The sequence below is a fragment of the Acinetobacter sp. CAU_H_S139_7 genome (assembly GCF_058599305.1).
Genome location: NZ_CM178651.1, coordinates 297836 through 312347 on the forward strand (window position 1 = coordinate 297836; position 14512 = coordinate 312347).

The 14512-nt window shown below is 41.8% G+C and carries 10 protein-coding genes and 1 pseudogene; 10 read left to right on the forward strand and 1 reads right to left on the reverse strand.

The window, feature by feature from the left end; genetic code table 11:
* Positions 1–2: 2 nt before the first annotated feature.
* The 10 genes and pseudogenes from AC4MC0_RS01385 (at position 3) to tfpZ (ending at position 13926) form a co-directional block, all read left to right on the forward strand.
* Complete coding sequence (locus AC4MC0_RS01385; protein ID WP_491887244.1) at positions 3–842, forward strand: hypothetical protein; 840 nt, start codon at positions 3–5, stop codon at positions 840–842.
* Between the two features lie 447 nt (positions 843–1289).
* Complete coding sequence (gltB, locus tag AC4MC0_RS01390) at positions 1290–5765, forward strand: glutamate synthase large subunit (RefSeq protein WP_171457107.1); 4476 nt, start codon at positions 1290–1292, stop codon at positions 5763–5765.
* 72 nt (positions 5766–5837) lie between these two features.
* A complete protein-coding gene (locus tag AC4MC0_RS01395; protein ID WP_491887245.1) occupies positions 5838–7259 on the forward strand; it encodes an FAD-dependent oxidoreductase in 1422 nt (473 codons plus the stop codon).
* A 223-nt stretch (positions 7260–7482) separates the two neighbouring features.
* Positions 7483–8397, forward strand: a pseudogene (locus AC4MC0_RS01400) (metal-dependent hydrolase).
* A gap of 113 nt (positions 8398–8510) precedes the next feature.
* Complete coding sequence (locus AC4MC0_RS01405; RefSeq protein ID WP_004978062.1) at positions 8511–9101, forward strand: LemA family protein; 591 nt, start codon at positions 8511–8513, stop codon at positions 9099–9101.
* A 46-nt stretch (positions 9102–9147) separates the two neighbouring features.
* Complete coding sequence (locus AC4MC0_RS01410) at positions 9148–10221, forward strand: TPM domain-containing protein (RefSeq protein ID WP_491887246.1); 1074 nt, start codon at positions 9148–9150, stop codon at positions 10219–10221.
* Positions 10215–10775 (forward strand): TPM domain-containing protein, encoded by a 561-nt coding sequence (locus tag AC4MC0_RS01415; protein ID WP_491887247.1) that lies wholly within the window; start codon positions 10215–10217, stop codon positions 10773–10775. The genes AC4MC0_RS01410 and AC4MC0_RS01415 overlap by 7 nt, the downstream gene beginning before the upstream one ends.
* Positions 10776–10969: 194 nt before the next feature.
* Entirely contained in the window at positions 10970–11446 is a 477-nt protein-coding gene (locus tag AC4MC0_RS01420) for a pilin (protein WP_491887248.1), read from the forward strand.
* 51 nt (positions 11447–11497) lie between these two features.
* Entirely contained in the window at positions 11498–13180 is a 1683-nt protein-coding gene (locus tag AC4MC0_RS01425) for a PglL family O-oligosaccharyltransferase (RefSeq protein WP_491887249.1), read from the forward strand.
* Positions 13180–13926 carry a TfpX/TfpZ family type IV pilin accessory protein gene (gene tfpZ / locus AC4MC0_RS01430; RefSeq protein WP_491887250.1) on the forward strand — a complete coding sequence of 249 codons (747 nt, stop codon included), beginning with the start codon at positions 13180–13182 and terminating at the stop codon, positions 13924–13926. The genes AC4MC0_RS01425 and tfpZ overlap by 1 nt, the downstream gene beginning before the upstream one ends.
* A 54-nt stretch (positions 13927–13980) precedes the next feature.
* Here the strand turns inward: tfpZ and bfr are convergent, their stop codons facing one another.
* Positions 13981–14445, reverse strand: coding sequence for a heteropolymeric bacterioferritin subunit Bfr (bfr, locus tag AC4MC0_RS01435; RefSeq protein WP_491887251.1), 465 nt, complete (start codon positions 14443–14445; stop codon positions 13981–13983).
* Positions 14446–14512 lie beyond the last annotated feature (67 nt).

Here is a 14512-nt window from a genome sequence, read left to right on the forward strand (position 1 = left end):
TTATGGCAACAACCCTTCGAACCCAGTGGCAGACAAAGCAAAATTATATTTGGCTTGCATTCGGAGGGGTATGCTTGTTTGGTGCCTTAGTCTTTTGGGCTATTACAGATCAAGAGACTGTGGTTGATGTTGAAAAAAAAGCTGAATCTGAAGTTGAGTTGCAAATTCAACCAGAAAAAGTCGCAACAACCGCCCATTTAGGCTCATTCCTTGATGAGGTAAAACCTTTGGATATGACGTCACGTGTTGTGGCTATTGCGCAGCATGAAGCTGAATTCCGTGGGACCAAATTTATTCAGGAAAATAAAAAGAACAGTACAGTTGAACTGTTTAGAGTCTCAGAAGAAGCGATTATTAAGCGCTTTTTGCAAAGACAATCTGATCGTCAAGCTTTTAACTACTTAAGACTGACGGGTGAAAACCAAATTGAGCAATATGTGCTGATCTATGGTGCGTATAAAAATGCCAATGAGGCGCAAAAGGCATTGGCGGATTTAAAACTGACGTTGCCGAAGTCAGTGCAACCCAAAGTTAAAAAAATTGAAAGCTATGCTGAATATGTTAATGACCTCGGTTCTGACGAACTTGGACTTAGCAATAAGCTGTATGCTGTGCAGTTGAAACCAGCCGCTGTACCCGTGATTGATGAAGCTACCCTTGCTGCGCGTCAACAAGCGGCACGTGCGGCAGTCGCACAAAATAAACAATCGACAACATCGACGACGGTTACTCGTCGTGATGCGGATGGAAATGTGGTTGATGTGCAAAAGTCACAAACAACCGTAGAGAATGCGCCACAAAATAAAACAAATGAGCCTGAAGTGACCGATCCATTTAATTAAAATTGGTTCATTATGGCGCATCAAAAAATGTAAATTTCATATACGCACAAATATGGTGCAATAAATAGATTGTCCTCGAACTGATTTTTTACGTAAAAAACACAAACCTAATAAAACTAAAGCGCTTAACGCACAAAATAAATAATTGGCATAAAACTTGCTTTAATGGTGCATGAATTGAGTTGATGTCACTGTTTTGGCGCAAAAAAGATTCGATTTATGAGCGAAATAGTAGCGGTCAAGTGCCTTAAAAAAGTGCGTGACTGCTGTATACATTTTTTCAATTAAGACATGCATAAAGACGAAAATCAGTCTATCTTGGGTGTGAAGAAAAAATGCTGTACTTCAATCAGAATCTGAATATGAGTCAATTGAACGAATCGGCAAGAAGTAATTAGATTGTTAGACGCCCGACAGGGCCTGTAGAAAGAAGGGTACGCTATGCACATGCCATCGCCTAATACTGTAGCTCCCGCTCAAGGTTTATACCAACCGGATGAGTTTAAAGATAACTGTGGTTTTGGTTTAATCGCCCATATGCAGGGTGATGCAAGCCATGATCTTGTCAAGACTGCTATGCACAGTCTGAGCTGTATGACCCACCGCGGTGGTATTGCTGCAGATGGTAAGACAGGGGATGGTTGCGGTTTACTCTTGGCAATGCCAAAACAGTTTTTCCGTGAAGAAGCGAAAAAACTCAGTGATATTACACTCAGTGAAGTTTTTGCTGTCGGCACGGTGTTCTTAAGCCTCGATCCAGCAATTGCAGCACATGCAAAACAAATTCTAACTAAAGAAATTGAATCTGAAGGCTGTCGAGTATTGGCGTGGCGTGTGATTCCGACCAATAACGATGCTTTAGGTTCGATTGCGATGCAGTCACTTCCTGCATTTGAGCAAATTATTGTGAACTGCCCAATGGGAGTGTCTGAAGTTGAGTTTAACCGTAAACTCTTCTTGGCACGTCGTCGTGCAGAACAACAGCTCAGCAATGATTCTTCATTTTATGTAACCACATTATGTTCAACAGTGATTAGCTATAAAGGCTTAATGATGCCTGAAGCGATTGCTGACTTCTATACAGACTTGGCAGACCCACGTCTTGAGTCACATATTGTGGTGTTCCACCAACGTTTCTCGACCAATACATTGCCGCGTTGGCCTTTGGCTCAGCCATTCCGTTATCTTGCGCACAATGGTGAAATTAATACCATTACTGCGAACCGTAACTGGGCGATGGCGCGTACGCCAAAGTTTGAAAACCCGTTATTGCCTGGTTTAACTGAGCTCAACCCAATCGTGAACCGTACTGGCTCGGATTCTTCAAGCTTAGATAACATGCTTGAAATTCTTGTGGGCGGCGGTATGGACTTGTTCCGTGCATTGCGTATGTTGGTTCCGCCAGCATGGCAGAACGTGGAAACTTTAGATGCCGATTTGCGCGCATTCTATGAGTTTAACTCGAAGCATATGGAAGCATGGGATGGTCCTGCTGGTCTCGTGATTCAAGATGGTCGTCATGCAATTTGTATGTTGGACCGTAATGGTTTACGTCCAGCACGTTGGGTGATTACCAAAAATGGTTACATCACACTGGCGTCTGAAATTGGTGTATGGGGCTACGAGCCTGAAGATGTGATCTCTAAAGGTCGTGTCGGTCCAGGTCAAATTTTAGTGATTGATACCTTCACAGGTAAAATGCTCGACACTAAAGATGTCAGCACGCATTTGAAAAAAATGCGTCCTTACCGTGAATGGTTACGTGAAAACTCGGTTCGTGTACAAGGTAGTCCAGAGCTTGAAGAATATTTATGTGATCAAGGCTTAAAAGGCGACGACCTTAAAGCATCACAAAAAATGTTTATGGTGACCTTTGAAGAGCGTGACCAATTGCTTCGCCCAATCGCTGAAAGCGGTCAGGAAGCAGTGGGTTCAATGGGTGATGATACGCCAATGGCAGTTTTGTCTCGCCAAGTACGTCATGTATCGGATTACTTCCGTCAACAGTTTGCTCAGGTCACTAACCCACCAATCGACCCATTACGTGAATCGATTGTGATGTCATTGGAAACGTGTTTAGGCCGTGAGCAAAACGTTTTTGAACAAAGCCCTGAGCATGCGGATCGTTTGATCATTTCAAGCCCAGTGTTGTCAAATTCGAAAATGCATCAAATCCGTACGTTGGGTCGTAAGGGTTATGAAATTGCAGATATCGATTTAAATTATGCGGAAGATGAAGGTCTAGAAGCTGCAATTGCGCGTATCTGTGAAGAAGCAGCGCAAGCGATTCGTGATGGCAAAACCTTATTGGTGTTGTCTGATAAGAAAATTCGTCAAGGTTTCTTGCCTGCAAATGCATTGATGGCAACAGGTGCTGTACATCACTATTTAATTAATGTTGGTTTACGTACTGATGCCAACATTATTGTTGAAACAGCATTGGCGCGTGATCCGCATCAATTTGCGGTTATTCTAGGCTTTGGTGCAACTGCGATTTATCCATACCTAGCTTATGATGTGATCAATGACTTGGTTGCCAAAGGTGAGCTATTGGGTGACCCAATCCAAGCGCAAGTGAATTTCCGTAAAGGCATTGAAAAAGGCTTGTTAAAAGTCCTTTCAAAAATGGGTATTTCTACGGTTGCCTCTTACCGTGGTGGTCAGTTGTTTGAAGCGGTGGGTCTGTCTGAAGAAGTGGTTTCAAAATGCTTCACAGGTGTGCCAAGCCGTATCAAAGGTGCAACCTTTGTTGACCTTGAAAATGACCAAAAGAAATTGGCTGATACTGCATGGAAAACACGTAAACCAATCGATCAAGGTGGTTTGCTGAAATTTGTCTTCGACAAGGAATACCATGCATTCAACCCAGACGTGATCAATGCTTTGCATAAATCAGTGCGTTCTGGTCAATATGCAGACTTTAAAGAATATGCTGAGCTGGTGAATAACCGTCCAGTGGCAACAATTCGCGACCTATTAAAGTTAAAAACAGATAACTCGATTGCTCTAGATCAAGTGGAGTCTGTAGAAGCGATTTTACCGCGCTTTGACTCTGCAGGCATGTCTTTAGGTGCATTGTCTCCTGAAGCGCATGAGGCGATTGCGATTGCGATGAATACCATTGGTGGCCGTTCAAACTCGGGTGAGGGTGGTGAAGATCCAGCGCGTTATGGCACGATTCGTAACTCGAAAATCAAACAGATTGCATCAGGTCGTTTTGGTGTAACGCCTGCGTATTTAACCTCTGCTGAAGTCTTGCAGATTAAAGTGGCGCAAGGGGCTAAACCGGGTGAAGGTGGTCAATTACCAGGGGGTAAAGTGAATGGCTTAATTGCACGTTTACGTTATTCAGTACCGGGTGTGACCTTAATTTCTCCTCCACCGCACCATGATATTTATTCAATTGAAGATTTATCACAATTGATCTTTGACTTAAAACAAGTCAATCCTCAAGCGATGGTTTCAGTGAAACTGGTGTCTGAGCCGGGTGTAGGCACCATTGCTGCAGGCGTGGCAAAAGCCTATGCCGACTTCATTACCATTTCAGGTTATGACGGTGGTACAGCAGCCTCTCCATTGTCTTCAATTCACCATGCAGGTTCGCCTTGGGAGTTGGGTCTTTCTGAAGCGCATCAAGCACTTCGTGTCAATGACCTGCGCGGTAAAGTTCGTGTTCAAACCGACGGTGGTTTGAAAACTGGTCTAGATGTGGTGAAAGCAGCCATTTTAGGTGCAGAAAGCTTTGGCTTTGGTTCTACACCAATGATTGCTTTAGGTTGTAAATACCTGCGTATTTGTCACTTGAATAACTGTGCAACGGGTGTTGCAACTCAACAAGATCATTTACGCCAAGAACATTATATTGGCGAGCCACAAATGCTCATCAACTTCTTCACCTTCATTGCTGAAGAAACACGTGAGTGGCTGGCAGCGTTGGGTGTTTCAAGCCTCAAAGACTTGATTGGTCGTACAGATTTGCTTGAAATGCTTCCAGGTGAAACGGAGAAACATGCGCACCTTGATTTGAGCGCATTACTGGAGTCACATCCTTCTGCGCAAGGTAAGGCGCAGTACTGTGAAGTTGAAGGTAACGCACCGTTTGATAAAGGCTTGCTTGCTGAGAAAATGGTTGCTGAAATGCTACCAGCAATTGAAGCTGGGACCACAGGTGAATATCACTTCACCATTGGTAACTGTGACCGTTCAATTGGTGCTCGTATTTCTGGTGAGATTGCGCGTCGTTATGGCAACCTCAGCATGGAAGCGCACCCAGTGAAGATGAACTTGGTGGGTACTGCGGGTCAATCTCTCGGCGTTTGGAACGCAGGTGGTTTGCACATTCGATTAGAAGGCGATGCGAACGACTACGTGGGTAAAGGTATGGCAGGTGGTCGTGTGTCGATCTTCCCGCCAAAAGGTTCGCCTTTCCAAACTCAAGAAACGGCAATCATTGGTAACACCTGTTTATATGGTGCAACAGGCGGTAAATTGTTCGCGGCAGGTACGGCAGGTGAGCGTTTTGCAGTCCGTAACTCAGGTGCTTTTGCAGTTATTGAAGGTGCGGGCGATCACTGCTGTGAATATATGACGGGCGGTATCGTAACCGTCCTTGGTAAAGTGGGTCATAACTTCGGTGCAGGTATGACAGGCGGTTTTGCTTACGTTCTTGACCTTGATAATGACTTCGTTGATCATTACAACCACGAGCTGATTGAGCTGAATCGTATTTCGACTGAATCGATGGAAGAACATAAAGAGTTCTTAAGCCGTATCTTAGATGAACACATTGCTGAGACTGGTAGTGCTTGGGCGTACAAGATCCGTAACGAGTTTGATTTCTACAGTCGTAAATTCTGGTTGGTGAAACCGAAAGCTGCCAACTTACAGACTTTGTTGAAAACCACTCAAGCTGATCCACAATAATTCCACTACTGCTGATACATAGGCAGGTGCAGACGATAGATAAACGGGCTGCACCTACCCACGGAGAGAGACATGGCAGAGCGCCTAAACAATGACTTTCAATTTCTGGATGTAGCACGCCAAGATCCAGAGAAAAAAGAGATTCAGGTCCGCAAAGCAGAGTTTGTGGAAATTTATAAACCTTTTACAGCGGAAGTGGCAGCAAATCAGACCCACCGTTGTTTAGGGTGTGGTAACCCATATTGTGAATGGAAATGTCCAGTACATAACTACATTCCAAACTGGTTAAAGTTGATTGCTGAAGGTCGTATTTTCCAAGCAGCAGAATTGTGTCACCAAACCAACACGCTACCTGAAGTATGTGGTCGTGTTTGTCCGCAAGACCGTTTATGTGAAGGGGCTTGTACCTTAAACGATGGTTTTGGTGCAGTGACGATTGGTAACGCTGAAAAATATATCAATGACACTGCGTTTGCACTGGGCTGGCGTCCAGATATGTCTTCAGTAAAGTGGACAGATAAAAAAGTCGCGATCATTGGTGCAGGCCCTGCTGGTCTAGGCTGTGCTGATATTTTGGTGCGTAGTGGGGTTAAACCTGTAGTATTCGACAAACGCCCTGAAATTGGTGGTCTACTGACTTTTGGTATTCCAGAATTTAAAATGGAAAAAGATGTGATGAAGCGTCGCCGTGAAATCTTCACGGGCATGGGCGTGGAATTCCGTTTAAATACTGAAATTGGTACAGATGTCACCATCGATCAATTGCTTACTGAATACGATGCGGTGTTCATGGGTATGGGTACTTATACCTACATGAAAGGTGGCTTCGCAGGTGAAGATCTAAACGGTGTCTATGATGCATTGGATTTCTTGATTGCCAATGTTAACCGTACGCAAGGTTGGGAAAAAGACCCAAGCGAGTACATCAGTGTTGAAGGCAAAAAGGTGATCGTTCTTGGCGGTGGTGACACTGCGATGGACTGTAACCGGACTTCGATTCGTCAGGGTGCAGAAGTGGTGAGCTGTGCATACCGTCGTGACGAAGAAAACATGCCAGGTTCACGTCGTGAAGTGCAAAATGCCAAAGAAGAAGGTGTGAACTTCTTGTTTAACCGTCAACCGATTGAAATCGTCGGTGAAAATGGCAAAGTTACGGGCGTGAAAGTGGTTACGACTCAACTTGGCGAGCCGGATAGCCGTGGTCGTCGCAGTCCAGAACCAATTCCGGGTTCAGAAGAAATTTTACCTGCAGATGCGGTACTTTTAGCTTTCGGTTTCCGTGCCAGCCCAGCAGATTGGTTTGCGGGTGCAAACATTGGTTTGGATGGTTCTGGTCGTGTGGTTGCAGCTGAAAAGCAACAATACAAATTCCAAACATCAAATCCGAAAATCTTTGCGGGTGGTGATATGGTTCGTGGCTCTGACTTGGTGGTAACTGCAATCTGGGAAGGTCGTGAAGCTGCTGAAGGTATTTTGGATTACTTAGACATTTAATCTAAATAGTTCAACACAAAAACCCGCTTCGGCGGGTTTTTTATTGATCACTGTTTGCTTGAGATGATATGAAAGAGGTGAGTCGGGATAAATCGAAAGAGATCTGGTGGTGAGTCAGATAAAAATGGACGAATTTGCAAACGCACTAAGCATTTTTGCCATATGTGAACGGCCTCTAAATTCAGATACTGAAGATCGCTCGGTTAAATGTTAGGAAATGGACATGACTCAAGTGACGACAGAAAAACTATATCAACATCGTCCAAAAGCTCAGGGTATTACGATTCGACGTTTGTAATTCAACCCCAAAGCTATTCGCCGGCATTATTTTGCCAATTCACCGGTCATGTCGCATTTACTGACGGCATTGTCTTCGACTTTTCCCATCGGTGAGCAGTTCTTTGTGCATAGTGTGCGCAATGTACGTGACCAAGTGAAGGATGATAATCTTCAGGCGCAGATTGCGGCATTTATTGGTCAAGAGGCGATGCATTCTCAAGCACACACGGCATTTAATGCTGCATGGCGCCGTGATGATTATAATCTCGACCGTTTTCAGGCATGGTTGGCGCGTAAAGATGATTATGTGAAAAATCTGCATCCTAAAATTCAGCTCGCAATCACCTGCGCTTTTGAGCATTTTACGGCACTGCTAGGCGGCTATATCTTAAGGCATCCTGAGGTATTGAGTACCTTGGATGATGATGCCGTGAAACTCTGGGTCTGGCATGCCATTGAAGAAATTGAGCATCGTGCGGTTGCATTTGATGTTTATCAAGATGTGTATGGTGATGACAAGATTCGCCGTTTAATTATGCGCAGTGTAACAACAGGTTTTGCCAGTTTGACTTTCTATTCGGCCAGCCGTTTATTTTTACAAGACCGTAAAAAGAGTATATCGAAGTTGGGCGGGAATCTGTTTGGATTGTATTTACTGGCGAAGATGTTTGTGCAATTGCTGCCTGAATATCTGTCCTATTATAAAACCAACTTTCATCCCTCTGACATTGATTACAGCCAACTGTTGAAATACTGGAAAACTCGTTTGGTAGAAGACTATCAACTAGAAGGTTTTCAGCAGGAATTGCATGCGTTGTTTAATGTTAAGTATAAGAAACGAGCAATAAAGACCGAGTGAAGATCACTCGGTCTTTCCACTTTTAGATGTTTTAACTAAAAGCAACAAAAGGATAATCAAATGTGTTTACAATCAGGTTATTGCAATAAATACAAAAGAAAGAGGATAGCTGAATGAATTTTATGAAAAAAACTGCTGTTGTTGTTACCCTCGCGAGCACGTTAACCCTATCGGGCTGTGGTTATAATACCTTACAGGTTAAAGATGAGGCGGTTACAGCTGCGTGGTCGGAAGTACAAAACCAATATCAACGCCGCGCAGATTTGGTGCCGAACTTGGTGAATGTAGTGAAGGGGTATGCTAAGCATGAAGAGCAAGTCCTAACTGAGGTCACACAGGCTCGTGCCAATGTGGCAGGTTTAAAAGTCGATAAAGAAGTATTAGAAGACCCTGCATTATTCCAAAAATATCAAGAAGCTCAGGCGCAAATGACAGGTGCATTGTCGCGTTTAATTGCGGTCTCAGAAAACTATCCAGACTTAAAAGCCAATGAGCAATTCCGTGATTTACAGGTTCAACTCGAAGGTACCGAAAACCGTATTGCAGTAGCGCGTAATCGCTATATTACTACGGTGCAAGACTTTAACTCCTATTCACGCCAGTTCCCACAAGTCATGACTGCCAAGGTGATTGGGATGGACACCAAACCGAACTTTAGTGCAGAGCAAAGCGCGCAAAAAGCACCAACGGTGTCATTTAATTAACTGAAACCTCAGTGATCTAAAGCAATCGTAGGCATAGGGTGAATGAATGATAGGACAGCAGCAGTTCGTACGCTTTTCGTATAAATGGGTGGTTGCATTCATTTTATCAGGACTGCTGTGTCTAAGTTCGTTAACATGGGCAGAGGTTGCTACAGCAACAGATGATGCTGCTGAAACAGTCGTTGCTGGAAAAATTATTCAAGGTCAGCATGCGGCGAGTTCCAATAATGTAAGCTCTACCAATGCTGATGCCGTGTCACAACCACCTATTGCTAATGATATGGCAGAAGGTGATTCGATACGGGTGTTACCAACCTTAAATGAACCCGTGATCGATCAAGCACATATTTTAAGTGCTGAAGATAAGCAAGCCATTGGCCAAAAAATCCGTGCGTTGCATGACGCAGGAAAAGCCCAAATAGGCGTGGTGATAGTACCCACTACAGGTCAAGAGGATATTTTTGGTTTTGCCATGCGTATTGCAGACCAATGGCAGCTCGGTTCAGCAAAGCAGGACAACGGTTTGCTGATAGCAATTGCCGTTAATGACCGGCGTATGCAGATTCTTACGGGTTATGGTTTGGAAGGCGTTATTCCTGACATTATTGCGAATCGCATTATTAACCAACAAATCACACCGTATTTTAAGCAAGCTCAGTATGCTCAAGGGATCAATGCGGGGCTTACTGAAATTGAACGTATTTTAAATCTTGATCCTGAAGTTGCAGCCCAAGCGGCGCAAGAACTACAAGAGCGCCAAGACCAAGCTATTCGAGAGCAGGAAGCCAAAAGTAAAACCTTTAGTACGGCTATATTTATTCTAATTGCTGGCGCAATTGGCTCATTTGTGGTGGGTAAGCGTTTAAGTGCCTCGACGGCTGCAGTTGCAGGAACCGTGGCAGGCTTGGTGAATGGAGCAGGCTTAATCACCAGCTTACTGATTGGTGGTGGGATTTTCTTTTTACTCATCACGACCTTAGCTCAAACGATTTTTCAGCTCTTTCTCTCTTCTGGCGGTGGAGGTGGGCGCGGAGGTCGTGGCGGCGGCGGTTTTGGTGGAGGTGGATATAGTGGCGGGGGCGGCGGCTTCGGCGGTGGAGGAGCATCAGGGTCATGGTAACAACAACTGAAACGACGGACATCGTCACTAAGCCAAAGCTAGATGAAGTCGTACAACCCAGTTTTAAACGTTGGCTAAAGCATTTACTACATATGCCAGCGAGTAAACGCTTTTTTAATCAGCAAGATCAACATGCGATTGCGCAAGCGGTAGCTGCTGCTGAACAGGGTCATGTTGGTGAAATTCAGGTAGTGATCGAAGGACATATGCCTGCACGAGAAGCCTATTATTTAGATACTCGTGGACGTGCAAAACAGCTTTTTGCTGAGCTTGGTGTGTGGGATACCGAATTGAATAGTGGTATTTTGCTTTACTTGAACTTGTGTGAGCGCAAAGTCGAGATTGTGATTGACCGTGGGATACAGCAAGCCACCACACAGGAGGTATGGAATGAGGTCTGTCAGAGTGTTATTAAAAAAATGGCACAGCAGCAGTATCGGCAGGCTTTAGTCGATGGAGTTACTCAAATTGGGGTTATTTTGGACGAATTCTATGCCAATAAAATAGACGATAAAGCTGATGAATTGGGTAATTCTCCAATCATGTTGAACTAGAAAGAGGTAAATTGACAATATTTGTCAGTTTTTTACATAAAAATACAATGGTCAAAAATAAATTTTTAAATAGTGAAATAAAGTGCTGTTTTTTATTTGAAAATAAATATAATAAAAGTTGGCATAATACATGCTAATTACAAAGTAGCTTAAAAAGCTTATAAAAAATTAACAAAACATTTGTGGAGAATGTTATGAAATCAGTTCAAAAGGGTTTCACCCTTATCGAATTAATGATCGTTGTTGCCATTATTGGTATTTTGGCGGCAATTGCACTTCCTGCGTACCAAGACTATACAGTTCGTTCAAAAGTATCAGAGGTGGTATTAGCAGCATCTCAATGTCGTACTGCTATTTCTGAAGTGGTTCAGACAAGTACATCGCTTCCAGCTGCTGCAAATAGCTGGGGATGCGAATCTGCTTCGCCAACTACAAAATATGTTGCCTCAGTGGCGACAGCAGCAACAACAGGTGTGATTACTGTTACGGCTCAAAATATTCCAGCTCTTGTTTCAGGCAAGAGAACATTAACCTTAAAACCAGTTTCTGATAATTCTGGTACTGCGATTGCAGTAGGAGCACCAGTATTTGGATGGGTTTGTGGAAATACTACTGATGGTACAACTATTGAACCAAAATATTTACCAGGTTCGTGCCGCGGTCAATTATAATTTAAATGATTAAAAAGGCTCTGTTTAGAGCCTTTTTTATTTGAGAAAAAAATGATTTTTTTAATTGAAAAGCTATTATTGATTCTTTTTTATATCTTAATTTTGTTCTCGTGGCTAAGTCCGAATCATTATATGCCATGGGTGACTTCACATCATGATTTTTCAATTTTTATGGCTTTATTTTTTTTAGGACTATATTTAGTTCCTAAAAAAAATAATTTAGAAATTCCTAAAAATTTTATTTTTCTTGTTGGCTTATCAGCTTTACCTTTATTTTTATGGCTATTGCGAGGGAATGTTTTTTTTGGTGAAGCGTTGGTTTCTTCCATTTATATTGCGGGGTTTGCATTTGCATTTTTTATCGCTTTCAATCTTGCAAAAGAAAGTGAAAAAATAAAATTTGAAACCTATAAGATTCTTAGCTATCTCATTCTTTTGGCTTGTATAGTCTCGGTGGGAATCCAGTTAAGCCAATGGTTAATGTTAAAGACGGGTAGTGTCTTTATCATTGATTTGATACCAGGGGGGAGACCATATGCAAATTTTGCACAGCCAAACAATTTTGCGACATTCTTGTGTTTAGGATTAATGGCTAGCTTATATCTATATGAGAAAAAATATATCAATGGAATATGTGGATCATTCTTAGCCATTTTTCTGTTATTCGGTTTAGTATTAACACAATCAAGAACGCCTTGGATATTTTCTATATGCTTTGCAATTTGGTGGGTTTGGAAAACGTATGATTTGACGGTGTTGTTTTCGAGAAAAAAATTACTATTTTTTATAATTGTATATATTGTCCTTCTTATCGTTATTCCTTTCTTATCTAAATTTCTAGGAGTAATCACAACTTCTGATATTGTTTCTAGAGCTACTAATGGATATTTGAGATTACCAATGTGGCATCAGATGTTGATTGCTATTCAACATGAACCTTGGTTGGGGTATGGCTGGAATCAGGTGAGTGTTGCACAAATCACGGTATTTCTGGACTATCCAACAACAGAATGGATAGAACACAGTCATAATATTCTATTGGATCTAATAATTTGGAATGGTATCCCTTTAGGTATCGTGATTATTCTGGGTTTCTCATGGTGGTTATATCAATTAACTAAATTGGCAGCATCTATTGAAATAATAATTGCGCTTGCAATGATTGGCTCAGTGTTGGTTCATGCAATGCTAGAGTATCCTTTGGAGTATGCATTTTTTCTTATTCCAGTAGGTTTTTTACTGGGTTTAGTGCAAGCAGATCGATTGAATATAAAATTGTTCAAAATTAATAAGAATTCTTTTGCTTTATTTTTATTATTTTATTTAATGTTATATGTCTGGATTTTTGTGGAATATCGAGTAATTGAAAAGGATGTTGAACTAGCAAGATTTGAATTAGCAAATATTGGAGAAATTCATTCAGAAAAAGCGGCACCAAATGTAATATTGTTGACTCAATTACGTGAGCAAATTCGTTTTATGCGTACGGAGCCAAAATCTAATATGACTGCTGAGCAACTAAAATGGATGAAGCATGTGGCATATCGATATGCGATGCCGATTTCTTTGTATCGTTATGCGCAAGCATTAGCACTAAATGAGCAAGAGGCTGAGGCAAAACGACATTTACTCATTATTCAAAAACTATATGGTAGAACTTATACGTACGAATCTTTATTTAATAAGGATACTACATTGGCTTTTAAGTGGAACGAACTGAGCGGATCAAAATAATGATGTCTTTCACATCGAAAAGAAAACTATTTTTTATTAAGCATTTAAGTGTTTCAATTTTAATTGCTTTAATTATTATCGGAGTTGTCTTTTTTGTTTGGTATCCATCACCACTTGCCACAGCGGTTGGCGTGACTCAAATCTTCCTTATGATGCTTGCTATAGATGTAATAGTCGGCCCTGTGCTGGGTTTATTGGTTTATAAAGAGGGCAAAAAAACCTTAAAAATAGATTTAAGCATCATCATTGCACTACAAATTTCAGCACTTGGCTATGGTATATATAGTATTGAGCAGGGCCGCCCTGTATGGGTTGCCTACAACGTAGATCGTTTTGAGTTGGTGCGAAAAAATGAAATTATTGATGATCATATCGACAAAGCCTCACCACAGTATCAACAGATATCATGGTTTAAACCGCAATATGTTGCTGTTGAATTTGCTAAGGATGCAAATGTTCGGAATGATGATTTATTCGCAGAAGCACTAGGTGGTATTTCGATTGCGCAGAAACCTGAGCGTTATGTTGATTTTGTTCAAGCAAAACCACAACTGCAACAACGAACAAAAAGTTTGAAGGAGCTTAATCAGTATAATGATGTAAAACAAGTAGAGCGTATTGTGTCTAAATATCCTCAAGCAACTGGTTTTGTTCCTCTAAAAGCCAATGCTGTTGATATGACAGTTTTAATCAATAAAGAGAAAGGTGAAGTAGTGAAGATCGTCGATCTTCGACCTTGGAAATAAAGCTCAACAGTAAAAAAACCTGCATATGCAGGTTTTTTAAATGATAGAAAAGTCTTAAATTTGGCTCTGAATATAATTCTCTACACCGACAGTTTCAACTAGATCGAGTTGCGTAGTGGTCCAGTCTAGCCACTCTTCTTCTTTTTCTAAAATCTCTTGAACAAGATCTCGAGTAACGTAGTCCAGTTGCTCTTCGGCAAGCTTAACGGCGGCTTGAATGGATTCAATGTTCTCTTTGGTTTTACGGACATCGCAATTCAATGCTTCAACAGTATGTTGGCCGATGTAGAGTTTACCCAAGTGTTGTAAGTTTGGTAGACCTTCTAAAAAAAGAATACGTTCAATGATTTTGTCAGCATGCTTCATTTGACGGATTGACTCTTTATATTCGGCAGAACCGAGTTGTTCAATCCCCCAGTCATTAAACATACGAGAGTGTAGGAAATTTTGGTTAATGGCAGTTAAATGATGATAAAGCACCTGATTTAACTGATTAATTACATCACGATTGCCTTTCATGAGAAAGCTCCATTCAAACTGCGGCTTAAAAATAATATCAATAACTTATGAGAAATATCTTAAACAA